The organism is Butyrivibrio proteoclasticus (assembly GCF_900115735.1).
Taxonomy (GTDB): Bacteria; Bacillota; Clostridia; order Lachnospirales; family Lachnospiraceae; genus Butyrivibrio; species Butyrivibrio proteoclasticus_B.
Genome location: NZ_FOXO01000015.1, coordinates 1 through 26847, shown reverse-complemented (window position 1 = coordinate 26847; position 26847 = coordinate 1). Strand labels below are relative to the sequence as shown.

Annotated in this window: 26 protein-coding genes; 24 read left to right on the top strand and 2 right to left on the bottom strand. The window is 40.0% G+C overall.

All coding sequences use genetic code 11. The features are described from left to right. The first annotated feature begins 1 nt into the window (after position 1). The 23 genes from BM146_RS10370 (at position 2) to BM146_RS10260 (ending at position 24951) form a co-directional block, all read left to right on the top strand. Positions 2-1273, top strand: a complete 1272-nt coding sequence (locus tag BM146_RS10370; RefSeq protein WP_074888326.1) for a S41 family peptidase — start codon at positions 2-4, stop codon at positions 1271-1273. Between the two features lie 137 nt (positions 1274-1410). Beyond that, positions 1411-2193 (top strand): PP2C family protein-serine/threonine phosphatase, encoded by a 783-nt coding sequence (locus tag BM146_RS10365; protein WP_074888325.1) that lies wholly within the window; start codon positions 1411-1413, stop codon positions 2191-2193. Between the two features lie 2 nt (positions 2194-2195). Then, on the top strand, positions 2196-3197 hold the full coding sequence (locus BM146_RS10360; RefSeq protein WP_074888322.1) for a serine/threonine protein kinase: 1002 nt from the start codon (positions 2196-2198) through the stop codon (positions 3195-3197). Continuing rightward, positions 3194-3436: a hypothetical protein gene (locus BM146_RS10355; protein WP_074888319.1), complete on the top strand. Its 243-nt coding sequence runs from the start codon at positions 3194-3196 to the stop codon at positions 3434-3436. Before BM146_RS10360 ends, BM146_RS10355 begins: the two co-directional genes overlap by 4 nt. Before the next feature lie 96 nt (positions 3437-3532). Next, complete coding sequence (gene uvrB / locus BM146_RS10350; protein WP_074888316.1) at positions 3533-5527, top strand: excinuclease ABC subunit UvrB; 1995 nt, start codon at positions 3533-3535, stop codon at positions 5525-5527. Between the two features lie 52 nt (positions 5528-5579). Next, positions 5580-8456 (top strand): excinuclease ABC subunit UvrA, encoded by a 2877-nt coding sequence (gene uvrA / locus BM146_RS10345; protein ID WP_074888487.1) that lies wholly within the window; start codon positions 5580-5582, stop codon positions 8454-8456. Between the two features lie 163 nt (positions 8457-8619). Continuing rightward, positions 8620-9612, top strand: coding sequence for a rod shape-determining protein (locus tag BM146_RS10340; RefSeq protein ID WP_074888313.1), 993 nt, complete (start codon positions 8620-8622; stop codon positions 9610-9612). Positions 9613-9674: 62 nt separating this feature from the next. Further along, a complete protein-coding gene (locus tag BM146_RS10335) occupies positions 9675-10505 on the top strand; it encodes a flagellar hook-basal body protein (protein WP_074888310.1) in 831 nt (276 codons plus the stop codon). A gap of 117 nt (positions 10506-10622) precedes the next feature. Next, positions 10623-11447: a flagellar hook-basal body protein gene (locus BM146_RS10330; RefSeq protein WP_074888307.1), complete on the top strand. Its 825-nt coding sequence runs from the start codon at positions 10623-10625 to the stop codon at positions 11445-11447. Positions 11448-11469: 22 nt separating this feature from the next. Then, positions 11470-11856 carry a hypothetical protein gene (locus BM146_RS10325; protein WP_083413493.1) on the top strand — a complete coding sequence of 129 codons (387 nt, stop codon included), beginning with the start codon at positions 11470-11472 and terminating at the stop codon, positions 11854-11856. Between the two features lie 83 nt (positions 11857-11939). Further along, complete coding sequence (locus BM146_RS10320) at positions 11940-14198, top strand: SF1B family DNA helicase RecD2 (RefSeq protein ID WP_074888305.1); 2259 nt, start codon at positions 11940-11942, stop codon at positions 14196-14198. Beyond that, positions 14185-14904, top strand: a complete 720-nt coding sequence (locus BM146_RS10315) for a ComF family protein (RefSeq protein WP_074888302.1) — start codon at positions 14185-14187, stop codon at positions 14902-14904. Before BM146_RS10320 ends, BM146_RS10315 begins: the two co-directional genes overlap by 14 nt. A 20-nt stretch (positions 14905-14924) precedes the next feature. After that, positions 14925-15332, top strand: a complete 408-nt coding sequence (locus BM146_RS10310) for a flagellar protein (protein ID WP_074888299.1) — start codon at positions 14925-14927, stop codon at positions 15330-15332. A gap of 9 nt (positions 15333-15341) precedes the next feature. Further along, complete coding sequence (locus tag BM146_RS10305) at positions 15342-15737, top strand: hypothetical protein (RefSeq protein ID WP_074888295.1); 396 nt, start codon at positions 15342-15344, stop codon at positions 15735-15737. Between the two features lie 4 nt (positions 15738-15741). Continuing rightward, complete coding sequence (locus BM146_RS10300) at positions 15742-16683, top strand: hypothetical protein (RefSeq protein WP_074888292.1); 942 nt, start codon at positions 15742-15744, stop codon at positions 16681-16683. Positions 16684-16699: 16 nt separating this feature from the next. Further along, positions 16700-17566, top strand: coding sequence for a diadenylate cyclase CdaA (cdaA, locus tag BM146_RS10295; RefSeq protein WP_074888289.1), 867 nt, complete (start codon positions 16700-16702; stop codon positions 17564-17566). Beyond that, the gene (locus BM146_RS10290; RefSeq protein WP_074888287.1) at positions 17563-18840 is read left to right on the top strand and encodes a CdaR family protein; all 1278 of its coding nucleotides are present in this window, start codon (positions 17563-17565) and stop codon (positions 18838-18840) included. The genes cdaA and BM146_RS10290 overlap by 4 nt, the downstream gene beginning before the upstream one ends. A gap of 13 nt (positions 18841-18853) precedes the next feature. Further along, positions 18854-20203, top strand: coding sequence for a phosphoglucosamine mutase (gene glmM / locus BM146_RS10285; RefSeq protein WP_074888284.1), 1350 nt, complete (start codon positions 18854-18856; stop codon positions 20201-20203). Position 20204: 1 nt separating this feature from the next. Continuing rightward, entirely contained in the window at positions 20205-20468 is a 264-nt protein-coding gene (locus BM146_RS10280; RefSeq protein ID WP_022772638.1) for an HPr family phosphocarrier protein, read from the top strand. Positions 20469-20527: 59 nt separating this feature from the next. Further along, on the top strand, positions 20528-21703 hold the full coding sequence (locus BM146_RS10275) for a DUF3048 domain-containing protein (RefSeq protein WP_074888280.1): 1176 nt from the start codon (positions 20528-20530) through the stop codon (positions 21701-21703). Positions 21704-21768: 65 nt separating this feature from the next. Then, positions 21769-22638, top strand: coding sequence for a dTDP-4-dehydrorhamnose reductase (gene rfbD, locus BM146_RS10270; protein ID WP_074888277.1), 870 nt, complete (start codon positions 21769-21771; stop codon positions 22636-22638). A gap of 19 nt (positions 22639-22657) precedes the next feature. Continuing rightward, on the top strand, positions 22658-23116 hold the full coding sequence (locus tag BM146_RS10265; RefSeq protein WP_074888274.1) for a divergent PAP2 family protein: 459 nt from the start codon (positions 22658-22660) through the stop codon (positions 23114-23116). Positions 23117-23139: 23 nt separating this feature from the next. Further along, on the top strand, positions 23140-24951 hold the full coding sequence (locus BM146_RS10260) for an LIC_10190 family membrane protein (protein WP_074888272.1): 1812 nt from the start codon (positions 23140-23142) through the stop codon (positions 24949-24951). Between the two features lie 48 nt (positions 24952-24999). Here the strand turns inward: BM146_RS10260 and BM146_RS10255 are convergent, their stop codons facing one another. Next, a complete protein-coding gene (locus BM146_RS10255) occupies positions 25000-25395 on the bottom strand; it encodes a CAP domain-containing protein (protein WP_207649916.1) in 396 nt (131 codons plus the stop codon). A gap of 245 nt (positions 25396-25640) precedes the next feature. Further along, the gene (locus tag BM146_RS10250; RefSeq protein ID WP_074888266.1) at positions 25641-26501 is read right to left on the bottom strand and encodes a helix-turn-helix transcriptional regulator; all 861 of its coding nucleotides are present in this window, start codon (positions 26499-26501) and stop codon (positions 25641-25643) included. 155 nt (positions 26502-26656) lie between these two features. Here BM146_RS10250 and BM146_RS10245 point away from each other — a divergent pair. Further along, the coding region (locus tag BM146_RS10245; RefSeq protein ID WP_143087466.1) for a GDP-mannose 4,6-dehydratase at positions 26657-26847 on the top strand (191 nt) is incomplete at its 3' end.

Genomic DNA, 26847 nt, shown 5'->3' with positions numbered 1-26847 from the left:
AATGGATTATCAGACCGAATTCGATGAACAGCAGTATCGTGGAAAACTAAACAGAAGATTTGTAAGTGGCATATTAGTTGGGTGTTTTGTCGCATTGTTTATCAGTGCAGCAGTGTGTATGGCTTATTTGCTTACTCTAACACCGACAACAGTACAGAGTACTAACAGTGTGAATTCTGTTCTCAACGAAGAAACACTGACCAAGATAAATAAAATAGAGTCTGTGATTGATTCGAATTTTTACAAGACCGATGTTTCCAACGAAGCTAAGGCCAATGGACTTTATAAAGGACTTATGGATTCTCTGGACGATCCTTATTCTGTATATTATACAGAGGAAGAACTTACAGACCTGATGAATGACACAGCAGGTATCTATTATGGAATTGGTGCTTATGTGAGCATGGACCAGACTACAGCACTTCCCAGAATTTCAGGAGTTATTGAGGGAACACCTGCAGAAGAAGCAAAGCTTCAGACAGATGATATTATCTATGAAGTAGATAAAGAAACCACACAGGGACTGGAACTGAGTGAAGTTGTATCTTTGATAAAAGGCGAAGAGGGCACCACTGTTCATCTGACACTTTTAAGAGGAAGTGACCTTGAAGAAATAGAAGTCGATGTTATGCGTGCTCAGGTTTCTGTGCCAACAGTAAAAACTCAGGTCATGGATGACGGGGTTGGTTATCTTCAGATAACAGAGTTTGATGAGGTAACTCCGGATCAGTTCACAGAAGGTATGGCAGAACTTAGAGCTGCTGACATAAAAGGACTTATTATTGATCTTAGAAGTAATCCCGGTGGAAGCCTTACGGCAGTATGCGACATTGCAAGACAGCTCTTACCAAAAGGCACTATAGTTTATACTGTGGATAGAGATGGAAACAGAGAAGATTATACTTGTGATGGTACTCACGAAATTGATATTCCTGTAGTAGTACTGGTCAACAAGTATTCAGCCAGTGCATCAGAAATTCTCTCAGGTGCAATCAAGGATTACGGCATCGGAACACTTGTTGGCACAACAACATATGGTAAGGGAATTGTTCAGAGGATTTTTGACCTTAAAGATGGAACAGCAATTAAACTTACAGTCAGCAATTATTACACTCCAAATGGTAATGATATCCACGGAGTGGGAATTGATCCTGATGTTGAAGTTGAGTTTGATGCCGATGCTTATGCAGAGGACAAGACTGATAATCAGCTTAATAAAGCAGTAGAAGTGTTAAAAGAAGCAATTGAGGACCTGGAAGAAAAAGCAGGTTGACAATAAAAGAAAATAATAGTATTATGCAAAACTGTGCTACGTCTTAGCACAGTTTTTCTTTTTGGTTTAATTGCTCATTCGAGCGCTTTTTCCAATTGTTAGAAAGTTGATTTGTTGTGTTTTTTGAAAGGAATATCATGAAAGTAAAAGCGTGCATTTACACTGATGCCGGTAAGAAACGCACTGTTAATCAGGATTCGTCTCTTATCAAGGTGGCCAGTGCGGGGAAAATTGGAAGAATATCTTTTATTGCTGTATGTGATGGTATGGGAGGACTCTCAAAAGGAGAAGTTGCAAGCTGCAAGGCGATAAGGACACTCGAAAATTGGTTTTATGAGGAATTGCCTTTGATGCTGGGAATTGATCAGGATAAATTGTGGGATGCAATCGAAATTTCATGGAGGAGGCTTCTTGCAAATATAAACAGGGATATAAGACGTTATGGTAAACATAGAGGAATAAAACTTGGGACAACTTTGACAGCTCTTTTGCAAATTGGGAGAAAATATATGCTCATGAATATAGGAGACTCCAGAATATACTTTGTGAGCAGAAGAGATGTGCAAAAGATAACTCACGACCAGAGTCTTGCACAGGATAAAATTGACAGAGGAGTAATTACAGAAAATGAAGCAGCTCAAAGCCATGACAGTAATGTATTACTTAAGTGCCTTGGGCAAGGGAGTGGATCAGAGCCTCAGATTATGAGGGGAGAAATACGGATGAGTACTACTGTTGTTGCCTGCAGCGATGGCTTTTGGAAAACCATATCAGAAAAAGAAATCTTTAGAGCGCTTTGCCCCCAGATGTGTGTGACTTCAGAAGATATGCTTGATGAGTGTAAAAAGCTTACGAAAACAGCAATGGATCGTAAGGAACAGGATAATATCACAGTTGCATCCCTGTGTCTGGAGTATTAAGAATGGAAAGATTTAAGATACTAAAGAAACTTGGGGAAGGTGGAAACAGCAGAGCGTATCTTGCAAGGGACAAAAGAACGGGGGACCTTATTACTATAAAGTTTGCCAAAAATATATCGGCTACAGGGCAGCAGAGCCCTTTTGTCAATGAAGCCGATATACTAAAGGAATTTGGGAAAAGAAATTACGCTGAGCTCATAAGTAACGGAAGGATACCTCGCCTTGTAGCCTTTGAATGTGACCATATTGCTGTCAGTTTTGTTTCCGGAAAGAATCTTTTGGAACTCCTAAAGCAAAAGGGGAGACTAAAGGAAAAGCAGGTGATAGCAATTGCGAAAGATCTTTTGACTATATTTAGGGCATTACATGAGAATGATACTCCAATTGTATACAGAGACTTAAAACCGGCGAACATAATAATTAATTGTGAAGGCAGGGCATGCCTTATTGATTTTGGAGCTGCGAGAATCTATCAAAGAAAGTGTAAGACAGAAGATACGATAAACCTTGGAACTATCGGATATGCAGCGCCGGAGCAGTATGGAAGTCTTGGCCAGACCGATGAACAGACGGACATATACTGTTTTGGAATGACTCTCTTATCTCTTTTGACAGGAATAAATGCCAGGGATTCAGATGCTTTGAGTATGGCAAGGAGTGGCGCATGGAAAAATATATCTCCGGAAATGCTGGCATTTATAGAAAGGTGTATAAAGGCTGACAGAGGTAAGAGATTCAATAGTTTTAAGGAAGCAGAAGAAAGTTTTGATAAAGTACCGGCAAAAAAAACGGCAAGAAAGGCATTGAAGGCTGTGAAAATAACGGCATTAGCATTTGTTACATCTGCACTTGTTACAGTGGGAGTATTTTATGAAGAAGAGGCTGCGAAGGTAATCAGTAATGATCTGGTAGTGAGGGTTCCTGCTGTCAGATACAGAATTTCTATTGCAAGGCAGAGAATATGCGATTTCGCCGACAGTTTGATCAAAGAGGAGGATATATGATCATTTTTTTATATACATTTTTTGTGGTTCTTGGTGCACTTGTTGTTATTCTTGGTGTATGTGGAATATTGACCGGTCTGGGCGAAATGAAAACTGTTCGTGAGATTGAGGGTGAGGCCACAGCGGCAATGTGTACCACCAATCTTTTGGAAGTAAGCGAGGACTTTTCCAGAAACACGATGGATGATTTCATAATTGAACAGGACATGGTATACACCTACGATTCCTTTAATCTCTAGGTTGAAGAACAAGTGTTTGCATTAGTTAATTGCTTGTGCTATACTTCCAATACATGAAGTAGCAGATGTATCGCTTTAATTGTTTTGGAGAAAAATATGGGCGATTTTAAATTAGTGGCTCCATATGAGCCAACAGGTGATCAGCCACAGGCTATTAAAGCCTTAGTGGATGGCTTTAAACAAGGTAACCAGTTTGAGACACTTCTTGGAGTAACAGGCTCTGGTAAGACTTTTACCATGGCTAATGTTATTGCGGCTTTAAACAAGCCAACTCTTATTATCAGTCATAACAAGACTCTGGCGGGTCAGCTCTATGGTGAGATGAAGGAATTCTTTCCTGAGAATGCAGTAGAGTACTTTGTTTCTTATTATGATTATTATCAGCCGGAGGCTTATGTTCCACAGACCGACACTTATATTGCCAAGGACTCGGCGATTAATGATGAGATTGATAAGCTCAGACTATCAGCAACAGCATCCCTTGCAGAGCGCAATGATGTAATAGTAGTTGCCAGCGTGTCCTGTATCTATGGCCTGGGCAGCCCTGAAGAGTTTAAAGGGATGTCTATATCACTCCGTCCCGGAATGCAGAAGGACAGAGATGACATCATAAAAGAACTGGTGGCTATTCAGTACACCCGAAATGACATGGAGCTTGGTAGGTGTAATTTCAGAGTGAGGGGAGATACAGTTGAGATATTCCCTGCCAATGCTGATGACTATCTCATTAGAGTAGAGTTCTTTGGAGATGAGATAGACAGGATCACAGAGGTTGAACCGGTAACTGCCAAAGTGAGAAGTGAGCTCACTCATGTGATGATATACCCGGCTTCCCATTATGTTGTACCTCAGGAGAAAATTAATAAGGCCTGCGACAATATAGAAAAAGAGCTTGAGGAACAGGTGAAGTTTTTCAAGGGAGAGGACAGGCTCATTGAAGCTCAAAGAATTTCAGAGCGTACCAACTTTGATGTAGAGATGATGAGAGAAACAGGCTTCTGCTCCGGAATCGAGAACTATTCAAGGCACCTCAATTTCATGGCACCGGGGGAGCCGCCCCTTACACTCCTTGACTTCTTTGACAGAGATTTCTTGATAATAGTGGATGAGTCCCATATGACCATTCCACAGGTTGGAGCCATGTACCACGGTGACAGAAGCAGGAAGCTTACCCTTGTGGATTATGGTTTTAGACTGCCCTCTGCACTTGATAACAGACCACTTAACTTTGAGGAGTTTGAATCCCATATTGATCAGATGCTTTTCTGCTCGGCAACACCCGGCAAATATGAAGAGGAGCATGAGCTTCTTCGCACAGAGCAGGTAATAAGACCGACAGGACTTCTTGATCCGGAGATTTCGGTAAGGCCTGTTGAGGGACAGATAGATGATCTGATTTCTGAGATCAGAAAAGAAATAGATAAAAAGAATAAGGTTCTCGTTACAACCCTTACAAAGCGCATGGCAGAGGACCTTACAGAATATCTTGCTGAGGCGGGCATCAGGGTTAAATATCTTCACTCTGATATTGATACTCTTGAAAGAGCAGAGATAATCAGGGATATGAGACTTGATGTTTTTGATGTTCTTGTTGGTATCAATCTCTTAAGAGAGGGACTTGATATTCCTGAAATTTCACTTGTGGCTATTATAGATGCTGATAAAGAGGGCTTTCTTCGTTCGGAAACATCTCTTATACAGACCATAGGAAGGGCAGCCCGAAACTCGGAAGGTCATGTTATTATGTATGCCGATAATATGACGGATTCCATGAAAAAGGCTATTGAGGAGACCAAGAGAAGGCGCGCTATTCAGGAAAAATACAATGAGGAGCATGGCATAACACCTCAAACTATCAAGAAGGCAGTCAGAGATCTTATCGCTGTGACCAAAGCTATTGCCAAGGAAGAAGTTAAGTTTGAAAAGGAACCTGAGTCGATGAACCGGGAAGAACTTGAAAAGCTTATTGGGCAGGTTCAGAAGAAGATGAAGAAAGCTGCAGCAGAGCTGGATTTCGAGAATGCTGCTATGTTGCGTGACAAGATGATTGAACTTAAAAAAGTTCTTAATGATCTTACCGAAGGTAAGTAACTACGCTAGTTCGATTCGTTTTAGTGGAGAATTATATATGTCTGAGAACAGAATGACAAAAAAGAATACTACGACCAAGAGAATCCTTCCCACTGATATACATGACTACATCAGGGTGAGAGGAGCATCAGAGCATAATCTTAAGCACGTTAATGTAAAGATTCCGAGAGATACTCTTACTGTTTTCACCGGACTTTCAGGTTCAGGTAAGTCTTCTCTTGCATTTGACACTATTTTTGCAGAGGGGCAGCGCAGGTATATGGAGTCTTTATCTTCCTATGCCAGAATGTTCCTTGGTCAGATGGACAAGCCCAATGTTGAGAGAATCGAAGGCCTTTCTCCCACTATTTCCATTGACCAGAAATCAACCAATAAAAACCCTAGATCAACAGTCGGGACAGTTACTGAGATCTATGATTATTTCAGAATGCTTTACGCAAGAATAGGCATTCCGCATTGCCCTAAATGTGGACGTGAAATCAGAAGACAGACTGTAGATGAAATCTGCAATCAGATCATGGCTCTTGGAGATGGAACTAAGCTTCAGATTCTGGCGCCTGTTGTAAGAGGTAAAAAAGGCGAGCATGCAAAAACCTTGGAGAGAGCTGTTCGTGCAGGTTACGTACGTGCAAGAATTGATGGAAGCCAGTACGAGATTGCAGAAGAAGAGATAAAACTTGATAAGAATATCAAGCATAATATTGAGATCATTGTCGATAGAATTGTAGTAAGAGATGACAATGAGAATCTTAGAAGACGACTTACGGATTCAGTTGAGAATGCATTAGGGCTTGCGGAAGGCCTTTTATTTGTTGATGTAATTGGTGGACAGGAACTTAGCTTTAGCCAGAATTTTGCCTGCCCTGATTGCGGAATCAGTATTTCAGAAATTGAACCAAGAAGCTTTTCGTTCAACAATCCTTTTGGTGCATGTCCCGATTGTGCAGGACTTGGATATAAGATGGAGTTTGACGAGGACCTTATGATTCCAGATAAATCTCTTTCTTTAAATGACGGATGCATCGTTGTAATGGGATGGCAGTCATCCAATAAAGAGGGAAGTTTTTCTAATGCTACATTAAAGGCTCTTGCAAAAGCTTATAAGTTCAGCATGGATACTCCTTTTCAGGATCTTCCTGAAAAAGTAAGACATATGCTGGTTTATGGAGCGGATAAAACCGTCAATGTCCACTACAAGGGATCAAGAGGAGAGGGAGATTATCCTGTTCTTTTTGACGGTCTTATAAAGAATGTTGAGCAGAGATACAGGGAGACTTTTTCGGAATCAGCAAAGGCTGAGTACGAGGAGTATATGAGAATTACTCCATGTCAGCTCTGCGGCGGACAGAGACTTAAAAAAGAGTCTTTGGCAGTGACGATCGATGATAAAAATATTTATGAGATAACTTCCATGTCCATAGATGATCTTCAGAAATATCTTGAACAGCTTAAACTTTCAAGTTTCCAGGAAATGGTTGGTGCTCAGCTTCTAAAAGAAATCAGGGCAAGAGTAGGATTTTTGGTTGATGTAGGACTTGATTATCTGTCACTATCAAGAGCTACAGGAACGCTCTCCGGTGGTGAGGCACAGCGAATAAGGCTGGCAACGCAGATCGGATCAGGACTTTGCGGAGTTTGCTATATCCTTGATGAGCCAAGCATCGGACTTCATCAGAGGGATAATGACAAACTTCTTAATACACTCAAGAACCTGCGTGACCTTGGCAATACTCTTATTGTTGTTGAACACGATGAAGATACCATGAGAGCGGCTGATTATATTGTGGATGTAGGTCCCGGAGCCGGTTCAAAAGGTGGAAAAATAGTTGCCTGCGGAACCGCAGAAGAGATTATGCAGGTCAAGGAATCCATTACAGGACAGTATTTGTCAGGAAAGCTAAAAATTGAAGTTCCAAAGACCAGAAGAGAGCCTAAAGGATGGCTTAAAGTTTTGGGAGCACAGGAAAACAACTTAAGGAACATCGACATAGATGTGCCACTTGGAGTTCTTACTATAGTTACAGGAGTTTCAGGTTCGGGCAAGAGTTCTTTTGTTAATGAGATACTGTATAAGCATCTGGCAAGAGATCTTAACAGAGCAAGAGTTATCCCTGGTAAGCATAAAGGAATTGAAGGACTTGAGCAGGTGGATAAGGTCATTGCCATCGATCAGTCTCCTATCGGAAGAACTCCGAGATCTAACCCTGCAACATATACAGGCGTGTTTGATATGATAAGAGATTTATTTGCAGGAACTCCGGATGCTAAGGCAAGGGGATATCAGAAAGGCAGATTCTCCTTCAATGTCAAGGGCGGGCGTTGCGAAGCCTGTGGCGGTGACGGAATCATCAAGATTGAGATGCATTTCCTTCCAGATGTTTATGTGCCTTGTGAAGTCTGCGGCGGAAAGAGATACAACCACGAGACTCTTGAAGTTAAGTACAAAGGCAAGAGCATCTATGATGTCCTTAACATGACAGTTGAAGAGGCTTTGGTATTCTTTGAAAATGTAAAGACCATAAAGAGAAAAATCCAGACTCTATATGATGTAGGACTTGGCTACGTAAAGCTTGGCCAGCCAAGTACCGAGCTTTCAGGTGGTGAAGCTCAGAGAATAAAACTTGCCACAGAGCTTAGTAAAGTTGGAACAGGAAAGACGGTTTACATTCTTGATGAACCTACGACTGGTCTTCATTTTGCAGATGTCCAAAAGCTTGTTAAAATCATGCATGAGCTGGTTGAACAGGGAAATACAGTTGTAGTTATAGAACATAACCTGGATGTTATCAAAACAGGTGACTACATTATTGATATGGGCCCTGAAGGCGGTTCAAAGGGTGGAATGGTAGTAGCCAAGGGAACACCTGAAGAAGTCGCCAAGTGCAAGAAATCCTACACAGGAGCATATATCAAAAAAATGCTTAAATAGGTAAAGATTTGGAAGGGGATGTCCGATATATATAAAAGATGGATATCCCCTTTTCAATATTTTTTATTTGGTTTATAATCGAAATGATATTATAGGCTAAAGTATTATCCGCTTTTATGCGCTTAGATATATGCTGGTTGTTTTTTGAAAGGGGCATTGTAATATGCAGTATGCAGATATTGGAATTGATTTAGGGACAGCGTCAGTTCTTGTTTATATAAGAGGAAAGGGCGTTGTTTTGAAAGAGCCTTCAGTTGTGGCTTATGATAGAGATACAGAGGAAATCAAGGCTATCGGTGAGGATGCAAGACTTATGCTCGGGCGTACACCGGGTAACATCGTGGCTGTTCGTCCTCTTCGCCAGGGCGTTATCTCTAACTACAAGATCACAGAGCAGATGATGAGATATTTTATCAAGAAGGCTATTGGACGTAGAATCCACAGAAAACCATTCATTGCAGTTTGTGTTCCAAGTGGAGCTACAGAAGTTGAGAAAAAAGCCGTTGAAGATGCAACAAGACTTTGCGGTGCAAGAGATGTTAAGACTATTGAAGAGCCTATCGCTGCAGCAATTGGAGCTGGTATCGACATTACAAAGCCATGCGGAAACATGATTGTTGATATAGGTGGTGGTACATCAGATATAGCAGTTATCTCACTTGGCGGAACAGTTGTAAGTACATCTGTTAAGGTTGCCGGAGACGACTTTGATGAAGCACTTGTTCGTTACATGAGAAAGAAACACAACCTTCTTATTGGTGACAGAACAGCTGAAGATATAAAGATAAAGATAGGTTCAGCATATCCAAGAGCTGAGAATGACTATCTTGATGTAAGAGGAAGAAATCTTGTAACAGGCCTTCCTAAGACTGTAAGAGTATCTTCTGAGGAAACAGAAGAGGCCCTTCGTGAACCTACGGCACAGATCATTGAGGCGATTCACAGTGTTCTGGAGAACACTCCTCCTGAACTTGCTGCAGATATTGCAGACAGAGGAATTGTCCTTACAGGTGGCGGAGCACTACTTCGCGGACTTGAAGATCTCATCTATTCAAAGACCGGTATCAACACTATGACGGCTGAGGATCCTATGACAGCAGTTGCTATCGGAACAGGTAGATATGTAGAGTTCCTTGCAGGATATCATCAGGACTAAGGCCTAACGCACTGTTCATGGACTGAACAGTTGTAAAGCCAGGATGGCATGAGGAATATTGTATGGTAAAGGGTCTCTACACAGCATACACAGGAATGATTAACGAACAGCACAGAATGGATGTGCTCACTAACAATCTTGCTAATGCCAATACTAACGGATATAAAAAAGAAGGCGCAACTTCACAGGCTTTTTCTGATCAGCTTGCGCTCAAAATTAAAGACTATACTGATGCCCCGTTCACTGCCCGTGGACTGGGCATTATTAATCCCGGTGTAAAAATCGGCGAAGGATACGTGGATTGGTCTGAAGGACCGATGAAAGAGACAGGTAATACTTTTGATCTGGCTCTTGGCGGATATGGATTCTTTGGAATTGAATATACCAATAAGGCTGTAAACATCGAAAGAGATGTAGCAGGGCAGACTGATATCATGTACACAAGAGACGGAAACTTTACACTTACAAATGAAGGCGTTCTTGTAACACAGGATGGAGACTTTGTTTTGTCACAGGATGGAGGACATATTGAAGTTGATCCGGCACTTCCTGTGGAGATAAATACATTGGGCGAAATAATTCAGGATGGTGAAGTTGTTGCCACAGTAGGAAAATTTGATTTTGAAAAGGTAACCTATCCTGATGGAAGAATTACTTACAATACATTGGAGCATTACGGCGAAAATATGTATATTCCAACAGATGATGCAACTCAGATAACATCTACAGCATCAGTCTACGCCGGCTTTTTGGAACAATCTAATATATCTGTAGTTGATGAAATGGTCAATATGATTGCTGTTCAGAGAAATTATGATACAAACCAGAGAATGATAACCACTATTGACGGCACTCTTGATATTGCAGCTAACCAGCTTGGACGTCTGTCATGAAAATTTATAGTATTTTTATAAATATTTTTTGGGATTGAGCCGATAAGAATATAGAAGATGATATTACCAGTCACGGATGACGGTGATACCTACATTTATCTAAATCGGAGGTGGCTTATGGTAAGAAGTCTATGGTCAGCAGCAACTGGAATGAATGCGCAGCAGACAAATGTAGATACCATTTCTAACAATCTTGCGAACGTTAATACAGTGGGATATAAGGCTCAGGGTGCGCAGTTCAAATCTCTTTTGTACCAGGAGTTACAGTCTGTTACAACCACTTCTAATGGTACTCCAAAACCAACCAATTCGCAGGTGGGACTTGGCGTACGTACTTCAACGATTAATCAGTTCTTTTCCCAGGGTTCATTTCAAAGCAGTGATAATCCGGCGGCGCTTGCAATAGGCGGCGAAGGTTTCTTTGCATATATGTCGGCCGATGGTGAGACTATTAACTATACGAGAAATGGTAACTTTGTGTGGGCACTTCAGGATACAGGTGGAACTACTCTTGAGCTCACAACAGCAGAAGGAAATCCTGTGCTTGATATAGATGGCGCAGCTATTACTCTTGATGGAGCGATTGCAAGCAGAATCACTATCAGCAGCGATGGAAAGATTTTTTACCCTGATGATCAGGGAGTTCCTACAGATATGGGACTTCAGATCGGAGTATGGCAGTTCTCCAATAGAGAAGGCCTTGAAAGGGTAGGAAGTGCAGCGTGGATACAGACTGCGGCAAGTGGCGAGCCTATTCTTGAAAATGACGCCGATAATATTAAGAAAAGTGAGATCGTTCAGGGATATCTTGAAGGATCAAACGTAAATGTGGCAACAGAAATGGTAAATCTAATCGTAGCCCAGCGTGCATATGAAATGAACTCAACTGCAATTCAGACAACTGATGAAATGATGCAGACAGCAAATTCACTTAAGAGATAATAAAGTGAGATAAGGGGAGATTATGGCGGGTCTTGATATTAAAGGATTAAATTCAACGGCGATTACAGATTATGCAATGCAGGAGAGTAAGAACGCCAGCACTATTGCGCTTCAGAATAAGCTGCAAAATACGTCCGAAACTTCCACGGATGATGAACTTATGGAAGCCTGCAAAAGTTTTGAGGCATATTTCCTTGAGCAGATGTTCAAAGAAATGCAGAAGTCTGTAGATGCTCTTAAACCTGAAACTGAGGACAATTCCACATCAACTCTGGTAGACTTTTTTAAGGACAAGACACTTCAGGAAGTCTGCTCAACATCAGTAGAGACTCAGAGTAATGGCTTTGCTCAGATGCTCTATGAGAATTTAAAACGCAACTATGACATTCCTGAAGCTCCATCCACATAAAAGTATAAGAATGTGTATAAAAGCGTGTAATTCTTAAGAAATCTTAAGATTTATACGCTTTTTATTATGGTATACTACTTTTTATGGAAAAAGAAACAGTTAAAGGATACATAGATCATTTTATATATAAGAACGAGGAAAACGGCTACGGTGTAGTGAGCCTTATTGTAGATGAAGAGGAGGTAACCTGCACCGGAACCTTTAAGGATGCTGATGTAGGAGATACTCTTGAAATCGAGGGCAGCTACGTTAACCATCCTGTATACGGCCAGCAATTAAAGGTAAGTTCCTACAAGATTGCAGTTCCTGATGATGCAGTATCTATGCAGAGATATCTCGGTTCAGGTGCTATAAGGGGAATTGGAGAGGCACTGGCAGCCCGTATAGTTAAAAAATTTGGAGCGGATACTTTCAGGATCATTGAGGATGAACCTGAAAGATTAGCTGAAATTAAAGGAATCAGTGAAAAAAAAGCCATAGACATAGCCATGCAGATGGCAGAAAAAAGAGAGATGCGCGATGCCATGATTTTTTTGCAGAAATATGGTATCAGCAACAATATGGCAGTTAAGATATTCAACAATTACGGAACCAGAGTTTATGGGATTATTCAGGAGAATCCTTATCAGCTTGCTGACGATATAAGCGGGATTGGATTTAAGACTGCTGATGAGATCGCTGCCAAAGTCGGCATTCGCGTGGATTCTGAGTACCGTATAAGAAGCGGCATTCTTTTCACACTTCTTCAGAGTTCACTTGATGGAAATACCTATCTTCCCATGGATGAACTTGTTTCAAAGACAGAAGAACTCTTAATACAGACACCTGACCAGATGATTGATTCTGACAGCATAAGGATTCAGATTCAGAATCTGATGATGGACAAAAAACTCATAGCAAAAAATAATGACAATATTTTCTCTGCTAATTTTTATTACGAGGAGCAGGGGGCAGCGGTTATGCTTTCGGACCTGAATGTTGCTGAAAATGTTACTGCTGCAGATGAGGAGAGATACAGGCAGAGAATCCTTGATATAGAGAAAAGAAAAAATCTTCAGCTTGATGACCTTCAACGAGAGGCTGTATTAAAGAGCATTTCAAATGGAATTGTTATCATTACAGGTGGACCCGGCACAGGTAAGACCACTACTATCAACACTATTATTGAATATTATGCAAGTGAAGGATTGGATATTCTTTTAGCAGCTCCTACGGGAAGAGCAGCCAAGAGAATGACTGAAGCAACAGGCTACGAAGCCAGAACAATCCATAGATTATTGGAAGTTTCGGGCCAGGTTGGTGATGATGATACCAAGTCCGGTGCAGTTAGATTTGAAAGAAACAGGGACAACCCTCTCGAAGCGGATGCAATCATTATAGACGAGATGTCCATGGTTGATATTCATCTTTTTTATGCACTTTTAAAGGCCCTCGTTCCAGGAGTGCATCTGATTCTTGTTGGAGATAGTTCGCAGCTACCGAGTGTGGGACCGGGGCAGGTGCTCGCTGATCTTATATCCAGTGGAAGATTTCCGACCATCTATCTGCAAAAGATATTCAGGCAGGCTGAGGAAAGTGACATCGTTATGAATGCTCACAGAATCCATAATGGTGAGAAGCCGGTGCTTGATAATAAAAGTAAGGATTTCTTTTTCCTGGAAAGAAATGATGCAAACGTTATATATAAGCACATGGTACAGCTTATAAGAGATAAGCTTCCCGGATATGTCGGGGCGCAGCCCTATGACATACAGGTTCTGACACCCATGAAAAAGGGCCCGCTTGGGGCGATACAGCTTAATCTGATTTTGCAGGAGTATCTTAATCCGCCTGACAAGACCAAAAAGGAGCATGTTTATGGCGAGCTTACCTTAAGGGAAGGCGACAAGGTCATGCAGATAAAGAATAACTATCAGGCTCAGTGGGAAGTCGTTGGAAAGCATAATATACCGGTGGATTCAGGCCTTGGAGTGTTTAACGGTGACATGGGAATTGTCAGGGAGATTAATGAATATTCTCAAGATGTTGTGGTGGAATTTGATGAGCACAGGAGAGTCAGGTATCCATTTGCTGAATTGGATGAGCTCGAACTTTCATATGCAATTACTATTCACAAATCTCAGGGAAGCGAGTACCCTGCAGTTATTATGCCGCTTTTGGGCGGCCCAAGAATGCTGCTGAACAGAAATTTGCTCTATACAGCAGTGACCAGAGCCAAGAACACTGTATGTATTTTGGGCAGCAGTCAGACTGTACTAAACATGACAGCTAATGAACAGCAACTGAAAAGATACACCGGTCTTAAAGATAGAATTAGAGAAGTATTTGATGCAGGTAATTGAAAATGTTCTGAATCTCATATATCCAAGGCGATGCCCCATCTGTGATGGCGTACTTAGATATAAAGAGTCTAAAGACCTAGTTCATGAGGAATGTAAAAAGAAAATAAAATACATAGGCGACCATGTCTGCGAAAAATGCGGGAAACCTTTAAAGCTATCTGACCAGTCAGAGTACTGCGCAGACTGTATGGCTATCAGACATAGATTTAATCGGGGATTTTCAGTATTTAATTATCGAAGTATTTCCGGATCAATATATAGGTTTAAGTATATGGGGCGGAGAGAATATGCAGATTTTTATGCCGAAGCGACTGTGAAAAGGCTTGGGAAGAAGATTAGTAGACTTGGCGTGGATGCGATAATACCTGTTCCGATGTACAAAGATAAACAGTATATCAGAGGATACAATCAGGCAGCAGAGTATGCATCAAGGCTTTCAAAGCTGACAGGAATTCCTGTGTATGGTGATGTGATAGTAAGGTCAAGACAGACCAGACCTATGAAGGAGCTTGACCTTCGTGGACGCCGCAATAATTTGAAAAAGGCTTTTAATATAGTAAGAAATGATGTAAAATTTAAGTGCATACTCATTATCGATGACATCTATACAACTGGAAGTACCATTGATGAGATCACCCATGAGTTTCAGATGGCCGGAGTAAAGAATGTTTATTTCCTTACACTTGCTATCGGGCAAACTACATAAGATAAATGGAGGTCAGATTTATGAACTTACGGAATTGTGCAAGATGCGGGAAAATGTTCAACTACATTGGTGGACAACCGATCTGTGAGCCTTGTAAAAAGGCAATCGAAGAGGATTTTCAGAGAGTTAAGGCATACATCATTGAGAATCCGACAGCAGATTTGAAACAGATCGCGGAAGATAATGAAGTAACCACCAAGCAGATACAGCAGTGGATTCGTGAGGAAAGGCTGATGTTCGCTGAAAATTCACCGCTCAAGATGACTTGTGAAAAGTGCGGTGCACGTATTTTAACAGGAAGATTTTGTGATAAATGTAAGGCTAGTATGGCAGACAACCTCAATAATACGTTTGCCAGACCTCAGCCAGTTATTCAACAGCCGGTTAAGCAAGATAAGAAAGCTGGAATGCGCTTCCTGGATACATAAGGAGCAAAAATGTTAAATGAAGACAAAGTCATTTTGATGACCAAAATGGCTGCATTTATGGATCGTGAAGGCAAGAAGAACGGAGCAATCAACTCTTATTTTAGGAGTGATTACATTGGCTTTAATATACTTAAGTCAGTGATTAGCGCGACAGTTGTCTTTGCTATTTGTGTTGGAACTTATGCACTTTACGATTTCGAAAATGTTTTATCTAATCTTTACAATACAAATAATTTATTGGCTATTGGCAGGAGGTATCTTATATACTACCTCCTGCTTGTTGGCGTGTATTCTCTTGTTTCATATATCATATATTCCTATCGTTATTCCAAGATGCGTAAGAATATGAGACAGTATTATGGGGATCTTAAAAAGTTAGCTAGAATGTACGAGAAGGAAAAGTGATACTATGACATCATTATTGGAATTTAAGCAGTATATCAAAAGGTTTTATATCAATAACGAAACATATCTTACATATGTCTGGAAGTTCTTACTTTCACTCATTTCAATTGCAGTTATAAATAATAAGCTTGGTTATATGAGCTCTCTGAACAATATGGCGATTGTTCTGATGGCTTCACTTTTGTGCGCTATTTTACCTGCAAACTTTATTATTGTTGCTTCAGCAGCTTTTATACTGGGGCACCTTTTTTCGCTTGCTCCTGAATGCGCACTTGTAGCGGCAATTATTTTTGTTTTGATGTTTTTGCTTTATTTTAGGTTTTCACCTAAAGATACTTTGGCAGTTGTACTTACACCATTGTTTTATTTTGTTGGACTTCCTTATGTGATGCCACTTGCCATGGGATTGTTAGGTACACCGGCTTCTATGGTATCGGTTGGATTTGGAATAGTAATATCTTTCATGATTTCCTATTTTTCTTCAAATGCCACAGCTTTTGGAAGTGATGGTGTTGAGGAAGCAGCCAATGAGTTCCAGTCCATAGTGTCTGGAATCACAGGAAATAAATCTATGATAGTTTTGGTAGCTGCGTTTGCAATTACGATTGTTATCGTATATCTGATTCGCAGATCTTCTGTTGATAACTCATGGAAGATTGCAATATCAGCAGGTGCTATTTCTCTTATTATCTGTATCCTTGTTGGAAATCTTATATTTGATACAGATATTGCCTTGGTAGGAGTTATAGTTGGAACTGTTGTATCTGCACTTCTAATGCTTGTGGTTGAGTTTTTCTCATTCAGTCTTGACTATAGCAGAACTGAGAAAGTGCAGTTTGAAGATGATGAATATTATTATTATGTAAAGGCTGTACCTAAGGTTACAGTTTCTACACCTGAACGAAGGGTTAAGAAAATAAACCGCGCAAGAGAGCAGCGCAGGTGATATATAAAGGGACACCATGGAACAAATAGATTTTTTATTTGATTTCAATAGAACAAGTTTGCACATGCCAACTGTGAGATTCTCAGATATACTGGAAATTTTTATTATTGCGTTTCTGGTATATCATATTTTGGTGTGGGCAAAAAACACAAGACTATGGTCACTGTTAAAGGGTGTCATAGTAATTGTTGTGTTTATTTTAGTTGCAGCTCTTTTCAATATGACGACTATCCTGTGGATTGTTGAAAGAGTTTTCAGTATTGCAATCATAGCAATGGTTGTTATACTGCAGCCTGAACTTCGTAAAGCTTTGGAAGAACTGGGAAGGAAAAATTTCTTTTCCAATGTGCTGTCGCTTGGTGATCCTAAAACACAGGGAAGATTTTCGGACAGAACTTTGAATGAAATAGTCAGAGCTTGCGTTGAGATGGCCAAGGTAAGAACCGGAGCACTGATAGTTATTGAGAATAATCATCCTTTAACTGAGTTTGAACGCACAGGAATTGAGGTTGACGGAATAGTAACCAGTCAGCTTCTTATCAATATTTTTGAACACAATACTCCACTTCATGATGGAGCAGTTGTAATCAAAGGTGACAGGGTAACAGCTGCCACATGTTATTTGCCACTTTCTGACAATATGGGGATAGGTAAGGAACTTGGAACAAGACATCGTGCCGGTGTGGGTGTTTCTGAAGCAACAGATTCTCTTACAATTATTGTTTCTGAGGAGACAGGTAAGATAAGTATCGCTTATGAGGGCGAATTAGAGAGATCTGTTGACAGTGACAGATTGAGGGAACGCCTGAGAATTCTTCAGGATAAGCACACTGAAGAGGCGCCGATCAAGCACCTTGCCAGAAAGGCAAAGGCGAAAAAATGAAAAAACTTACGTCTAATTGGGGGCTTAAGCTCGCTTCACTTATTTTTGCTATAATTGTGTGGTTTTTGGTTACCAATATCAATGACCCGGTAACGTCGGTCAGATATACCAACATTCCGGTAACTTTAAAAAACACGAATCTTATTACGGAGCAGGGGCAGGTATATACCGTGCTTGATAATACAGATACTATCAGTTCTGTAACAATTTATGCACCCAGATCCATAATAGATTCAATCAGTCAGAATAATATCGTTGCAACGGCTGATATTCAGGATCTTTCCAGTCTTAATACGGTGAGCATAAATGTTACTACCAACAAATACAGTGACAAGATTGAGAATATATCTACAAGTAATGATGTAGTTAAATTAAGTGTAGAGCGCAAGAATTCCAAGTCTCTTGCAATTACACCTACTACATCCGGAACGCTTGCCGATGGATACGTGATCGGCGGTATTTCAACAGGTCAGAATATGATCAGGATAAACGGACCTGAATCGGTGATCCAGAAAGTTCAGACAGCAGAGGTAGATGTTGATGTAACAGGTTTTACGTCAGATATTATTACCAACGCAGATATAGTTCTTTATGATGTTGATGGTAATCAGGTTGATACATCACAGATTTCCATGAATGCCAAGACTGTCAATGTTAACGTAACAATTTACGGAACCAAGTATGTTCCACTTAAATATACAATAAAGGGTGAACCTGCTGATGGGTATGCGCTTACAGGAAAGGTTGACACCAATCCTGATCAGGTACTTATTGCCGGCAAAAACAGCGCAATCTCTTCAGTAAATGAGATTGTTATAGATGATGAACAGCTTGACGTATCAGGGCTTACCGGAAATCTTGCATGTACCATCGATGTTGAGGATTATCTGCCAAACGGAGTGATTCTTGGAGATAGTGATTACAATGGAACAGCTGCGGTTGTTGTTCATATAGAGAGTGTTTCTGAAGAAACATTTGATGTAGACATAAAGAATATATCTGTTGCCGGAGAAGTTGACGGTTATAATGTTGCAATTGAAGATACTGAATATGACACAGTTTCTCTGACACTTACAGGACTAACATCTACAATTAGTGGTGTATCAGCTGCTTCTTTGACAGGAACAGTGGATGTTAATAGCTTTATTCAGAATAGTGAAAATGGGGAGCTTGCAGACGGGACTTACAGCGTCGATGTTAACTGGAACCTTCCGGATGGTGTAAAAGCCACTAATACTGTGAGCGTATATGTGACAATAGAAAGAAAAGAATAACGAGGTTTTGAAAATGGGAAGATTATTTGGAACAGACGGTGTCAGAGGAGTGGCTAATGATGAACTTACTCCGCTTTTAGCGATGCAGCTTGGTCAGGCAGGGGCTTATGTTTTATCAAAAGAAGTTAATCACAAGCCTACTATTATGGTAGGATGTGACACAAGACTTTCCGGTGATATGCTTGCAAGTGCACTGATGGCAGGTGCTTGCTCAGTAGGCGCGGACGTAGTTAATGTTGGTGTTATACCAACTCCCGGTGTAGCTTATCTTACAAAAAAATACAGAGTAGATGCGGGAGTTGTTATTTCTGCTTCTCATAATCCGATGGAATTCAACGGTATTAAGTTCTTTGATGGCAATGGTTATAAGCTTCCTGATGCAATGGAAGACGAAATAGAAGCACTTATAAAAAACAACATGGAAGGCATTAAGATGCCTACAGGTGCAGGTATCGGTAAGATCAAGAACCGTACAGACGCAAGAGAAGAGTATATAAATCACAACCTTAATGCTGTAGATATTAACCTTAAGGGAATGAAAATTGTAATGGACTGTGCGGAAGGAGCATCGTTCTACACATCCGTAGAGGCTATCAGACAGCTTGGTGCTGAAATGATAGTTATCCACAATAATCCTGACGGAACAAACATCAATGCAGGATGTGGATCTACTCATATGGAAGAACTTATGGGAAGAGTTGTTACCGAAAAGGCAAACATTGGCCTTGCTTTTGATGGTGATGCGGACAGGTTCCTTGCAGTTGATGAAAATGGTAAGATGGTAGATGGTGACGAAATCATGGCTATCATCGGAAAATACATGAAGGATAATGGCAAGCTTGCAAAGAATACGATAGTTGCAACAGTAATGAGTAATCTTGGATTCTTTAAGATGGGTGAAAAAGAAGGAATTCGGATTGACAAGACAAAAGTTGGAGACAGATATGTTCTTGAGCACATGAAAGAAATCGGAGCAAATCTTGGTGGTGAGCAGTCAGGACATATCATTTTCCTTGACGACAATACTACAGGAGACGGACTTCTTTCAGCTCTACATCTTTTGGAAGTCATGGTAAATACCAAGAAACCTCTTTCAGAGCTTGCTAAAGTTATGGAGGTTATGCCTCAGGCGCTTGTAAATGCACATGTTCCTACTCATAAAAAGGATTCATACATGGAGTATCCTGAGATCGCAGGAGCTATTGCAGAGCTTGAGAAGCAGTTTGCCGGAGATGGAAGAGTTCTTATCAGACCATCAGGTACAGAACCGCTTGTAAGAGTAATGATAGAAGGTAAAGATCAGAGTAAGATTGAGGAAGAAGCAAGGAACCTTGCGAAGTTGATCGAGGAGGTTATGCTATAATATGGTAAGTCAGAAGGTAGTTATTACAAACCCTACTGGATTACATTTGCGACCGGCAGGTAATCTATGTAAGGTGGCAATGAACTATAAATCACACATCACTTTTAGCTATGGTGATAATACTGCCAATGCCAAGAGTGTTCTTAGTGTTCTTGGGGCTTGTATAAAGTGTGGGGATGAATTGACCTTTAAATGTGACGGTCCGGATGAAGAAGAAGCTATGGAAGCCCTTGTTAAGGCAATCGAGACTGGTCTTGGCGAATAGAATATTTTTGTGATAAACTATCACGTGTTAATATAAAGAGAGAGGAAATAAAAAAGGATATGAAAAAAGCAAAAGCAATTATAGCTGCAGGTTTAACAGCAGCTATGTTATTTGGATGCGGATCTGCAGGTGATGAGTCTGTTTCTGGACTTAGTGTAGAGAAGTTAGAAGATGTAAGCCAGCCTGAAGAAGCTGTTGCAGAGGCACCGGTTGAAGAAACAGTTGATGAAGATGTTCCTCCTGCAGAGGGTATGGTAAGAAGTTATTTCACAAACGAGTGGGTTGATGAAGCAGTTAATTCAAACAGACCACTTGCTGTAATGTATCCTATTAACAAGGAAGCTCAGCCACAGTACGGACTTAGCAATGTTGCAGTTTTCTATGAGATCATGGAAGAAGGCAGCATGAGCCGTCAGATGGGTATCCTTGAGAATTGGGAAAATCTTGAGAGAATCGGTAATATCCGAAGCATCCGTGATTACTTTGTATATGCAGCACTTGAGTATGACCCGATTATTGTTCACTACGGCGGACCAGAACTCTATGTTAAATCTATTCTTACAAGAGATGACGTTGATAACTTAAATGGTGTCGGCGGAGTAATGGGTTCAGATTATGGTGCATTCTTCAGAGTTCCTGAAGGAAGTACATCTGAGCATACAGCTTTCACAGATGGTTCACATGTAACTGCAGCTATTGAGAAAGCTAAATTTGAAAAAGAGCACAGAGATGATTTCGAAGGTGAGTCACACTTCAATTTCACTGGTTATTCTAATCCTAATACTTTAGAGCAGTATGGAGAGTCAGCAGTTGAAGCAACTGAGATTGATATGTCAGGATGCTTTCCTGTAACAAAGTCAGCTCTTAAGTATGATGAGTCAAAGGGAGTATACCTTAAGACTTTGTATGGAAATGCACAGAAGGATGCTGTAACAGGTGAACAGCTTGCTTTTGACAATGTAATCATTCAGAGAACATACCACGAAGTTCGTGATGACAATGGTTACCTTGCATATCAGATGCATGATACAACACGTGACGGATATTTCATTACCAGAGGTAAGATGATCCATGTTACATGGGAGAAGACAAGCGACTACGGTCCAACAACTTACTATGATGAAGCCGGAAACGAGGTTGTATTCAATACAGGTAAGACAATGATATTTGTTATTCAGGAAAAGGGCGGTTCATTCTCTAAGTTTACAGTAAATGGCGTTACATACGCTGATTGATAAAAATGGCATTTGGCGGGCGGCAGTAATGCCGTCCGAATTTTTACAAGAAAGGAATAAATTGTATGGAAAAGATTATAGTTACAGGTTGCAACGGACAGCTTGGAAGAGCAATCAATAAAGAACTTGCCGGTAAATATGAACTTGTAAATACTGATGTTTTTCAGCAGGAGGGCATTATACCTTTAGATATAACAAACGTTGATCAGGTTCTTAAACTTGCAAGAGAGGTAAAGCCTGTTGCTATTGTTAACTGTGCAGCATATACAGCCGTTGATAAGCAGGAGAGCGATATCGATCTGTCCTATAAGATCAATGCTATTGGCCCGAGAAATCTTGCAATTGCAGCTACTGAAACAGGATCTAAGCTTGTTCATGTTTCTACAGATTATGTATTTGAAGGTAATGGGACAAGACCATATGTTGAGTTTGATAGACCAAATCCTGTAAGTGTTTATGGAAAGACAAAGCTTGCAGGCGAGGAATTTGTAAAACAGTTTGCAAAAGATTTCTTTATCTTAAGAACAGCATGGCTGTATGGCGATGGTAAGAATTTTGTTAAGACAATGCTTGCACTGTCTGAAAATCATGATGAAGTTAGCGTAGTTAACGATCAGCTCGGAACTCCTACAAGTACATATGAACTTGCCAAAGCTATTGCATATCTTCTTCCTACCGAGAACTACGGCATTTTCCACGGAACATGTGAAGGATCAACTAACTGGGCTGATTTCACTGAAGAAATCTTCAGACTTGCAGGTAAGGGTACAAAAGTAAACCATGTTTCAACTGAAGAATATCAGGCAAAGAATCCACAGTCAGCACCAAGACCTGCTTACAGTATTCTTGAGAATTATATGTTAAAGCTTACATCTGACTTTATGTTTGCTGACTGGCATGAGGCTATTGAGAGGTATATCAGAGAACTTGGCTGATAATAGAATTGAGGTTTAAATGCAATTAATTTATGATATGCTCGGTAATACAATACTAATGGCTTCTTTCTGGGGCTGGCTTATTGCTCAGGTATTGAAAACAATAATATATGTTATTGTTAATAAGAACTTTAATCCTGAAAGGCTTATGGGAGACGGTGGAATGCCTAGTTCTCATTCAGCTACGGTAATGGCTCTTGTAACATCAACTTTTTATCATTATGGAGCAGGAACCTTTGAGTTTGCAATTTCAGGAGTTCTAGCCCTTATCGTTATGCACGATGCTATGGGTGTCAGAAGGCAGGCAGGAAAGCAGGCAGTTGTCATCAATAATATGATGGACTGGTTTAAAGAGCTTGATAAAGATATTCCAACAGAGCAGAGATTAAAAGAGTTTGTCGGACATACTCCGCTTCAGGTTTTGTTTGGAGCGATTCTTGGAATCATAGTTGGAGCTGTGGTTTCCTCAATTGGATAAATAGACACAGGAGATAACTGATAATGATAGCAGTTATACTTACTTGGATTTATGTTTTAGCAACCGCATATCTTACAGGATTCTTTTTTCTCAATGTCATAACATCTCTTGATTGTATGGCTTTTAGAAATTCCAAAGGTGTGTCAAAAAAGTATAAAATCAGATATCAGGAAAGTTATATAGTAGCCGGTTTGGTTGTGGTTACTGTGTTTTCTCAACTCTGGAGCTTATTTAGTGGCGTTGGTCTTATGGCTAACGCCTTATTGGTTTTGTTTGATGTTGCGGTGGCTTTTTACTACAGAGAGAGATTACTTGAAGAATTCTACCTTGTAAGCCATGTTCTCTTGGCAAAAAGAGACTGGTTATGGTATTTTTTTGTATTTCTCTTTATGGCTTATGGAACATCCCACGGAATCATGCATTATGATTCAGATTTGTACCATGCACAGGCTATTCACTGGATTGAAAGCGCGGGCATAGTAAAGGGCCTTGGAAATCTTCATTTGAGACTTGCTTATAACAGTGCATCATTCGCACTTTCAGCATTTTATAGCTTTGCATTTTTGGGAAAACAGTCATTGCATACCATGGCTGGATTTTTTGCACTGCTTTTGGCTTGGCAGTGTCTTGATATTAAGACAATTATCAGAAGGAGGCAGATTGTTTTATCAGATTTTCCGAGGATTGCAGCTATGTACTACATATTTACAATCTTTGATGAGATGGTAGCGCCTGCATCTGATTATTTTTTATCGACACTTGTTTTTTACATTATCATCTGTTGCACTGATATGTATGTAAGGCATGAAAAAGCATTTGTTCCATACATCTTGCTTGCACTTGTTGGTATATATGCGGTTACTGTTAAACTTTCAGCCGCGCCTATGGTCCTTCTGTCAATTATTCCGATTTATAAACTGTTTCATAGCAGGAATGATGAGAAAATAAAGACTTTTGGGATATCTGTTCTCATGGCGTTTATAATAACTGCTCCTTTTTTTGCGAGAAATATAGTTATTTCAGGGTGGATTCTTTATCCTGTAACTCTCCTGGATTTCTTTGACCTTGCGTGGGAGATACCAAAGGGAGTAGCGCAGTACGATTCAATGGAAATCAGGACATTTGGTCGTGGATATAATGATGTTGAAGCTTTCATGAATGTTCCATTTACTGAATGGGTTCCTAACTGGTTTGGCCAGCTCTCGCTTTTCCATAAGGCAATGATTATACTTTCAATAATATCGTTAGTTATCTATATTTGCTGCATTGTATATTTTATTCTGGCAGCTGTAGAACATAAAAAAAAGCCTGGCAAGCTTATTGGCAATAAAGTATTCGACTTAAGCCATAGAAGCATGCTTAGTTTTGCTGATTTTTTGACACTTAGTGGAACGCTTATTTTATGCCTTGTTTTTTGGTTCTTTAGCGCACCGCTTATCAGGTATGGGATTGTTTATGTTCTTGCGACTATCTCAATAGTTTTCGGAAGAATGATCATAATGATCCTTCATAAATTTGCTGAAAATGGTAGTGGGATAAAAGAGATATCTTTTAAAGTGCTTATTGCATTTTTGGCTATATGGCTTGTTTACAAGGGAATTAATATAGTTATTGAGGATGTACCGAGATTTAATTCCAAATATCTGTTGGTTCAGCAGGACTATGGAACTTATGATGTTGACTCATTTAAGCTTGGGGATACAACGATTTACTATCCTAAAGAGGGAGACCGTGCCGGGTATGCACCTTTTCCTGCCGCAACTCATGATCTTACCGGTGAAGTAGAATTTTTGGGTGAAACTATAACTGATGGACTAAAAAGTGTAGGACAATAAAGTAAAGCCAGAGTGATGAGTCACCCTGGCTTTCTGTTTTTTACCTTTTTAATTAAATTCACAAGCGATGTATGTCTCTCCGTCAGAATTGCTGTAATAAGAAACACCAACTGAAGTGAAACAGCTTCGAAGCACGTTTTCTTTATGCTTTGGCGACAAAAGCCAGGCAAGCACGACGTTCTCAGGTTTGCGCTGATTTTCATTTTTTGCGTGTGCTAAGTTTTCGCCACGTGTATAGCCAACTGTGTACCAGGCTGAACCGCATGGCCTAAGATGCGAAAAGCTGCTTGCGCATTCTTGCGCCCTTATTGTCGCAGCAGATTCAAGGTCTTCGCTATATGTGAGCGAAGACAATCCGGCAGCTTCTCTTGCTGCATTTATCTGAGATAAAATCTCATCTTCCGCTGTGGCTTTAGAATCTATGGAAAATATCCACATACTCATGAAAAATGTGAGTAGTAATCCACATAGAAATATTTTCATATATAGTATCCCCGTTTATAAGAACTGAAATAATATCTTTCCTATAATCGGATAATACCTTAATTAATATACGAAAAAACGAATATTAAGCATTTTTTAGAGGTTTTAACAGTTTTTTAAGGTAAACGTTTTCGAACTTTATAAAGCGTTAATAATATGTTTATAAATATTTTATATTTATAAAAAAGTTGCACGCCACTTTTTTATCACTTCCATTGTGATCTATATTCCATAGGACTTATCCCTTCTATCTGTTTAAAAATACGTGAAAAATAGTACAGAGGTGATATACCGCACTGATTTCCGATCTCTTCAACAGAATTTGCGGAAAAACGAAGGAGCTGCTTGGCATGTGTTATCCTGACAGATAAGAGATAGTTGATGATAGAAGTTCCAAACTGCTCTTTAAATCCTCTGGAAAGAGCATATTTGTTGATCAAAAACTTATCAGCAAGATTGTCCAAGGTTATTTTTTCCTGATAATGGCTATCAAGGTATTCCCTGAGCATGAAAAGAGTCTTGGTATTACTGTTTTCCGGTACTATATCAGGATTCCAGCTAAAAGACATAATGAATGTGAGAAGGGATGAGAGACCTTCGTTGATTCTTATGTCTCTTATGTAATCGTCGGAATGGGCAATGGTTTTTATGCTTTCAAAAATCCCTTCAAGCACTTGAGAATCGTCTGGATGAAAGATGGGCTGGCCGCCTCTTTCGATGTATTTTAAGTAAATTGGAAGAACTACATTTCCGTTAAAATGTATCCACTCAAGAGACCACAGATCCTCAGAAGTTCTATGGGAGTAAGGTTTTTGACAATCAATAAACACGCAGTCGCCCGCCTTTATCTCATATTCCCTGCCTTCATAATCCAAATATCCACTTCCTGATCTTATGTAAAAAAATAAAAATGACGACAGGTTCTGCCTCTTACTTGTATGTTTTTTCTGGGCCTTGAGAGACCCTATTTCCTGAAGATAAAAAAGGTTACTTTTTGCGAATTCTGACGGAGTATAAAGGAGTCTGTCAGAGGATACGTACTCACCTTGAAATAATCTGTTTTTCATAATAAAATACTCCATGACAATGATAATTGATAGTATAAACAACTAAGCAAGATAATGCAAATAAAAATCAAGAAAGTGAATTTAAATAGAGAAAGACACGCAATATAATAACATAGAAAAATGCAAATAATTGCTTTGAATTGAGAGGAAAACTTATGGCAAAAAAAGCTTTAATAACAGGTATAACAGGGCAGGATGGCTCATATCTTGCAGAGTTTCTTTTAGGAAAAGGTTATGATGTTCACGGTATTATCAGAAGATCTTCTGTAGATTATAGAGAGAGAATCGCTCACCTTGAAGGTCAGCCACATTTCCATCTTCACTATGGTGATCTTGGTGATTCAAT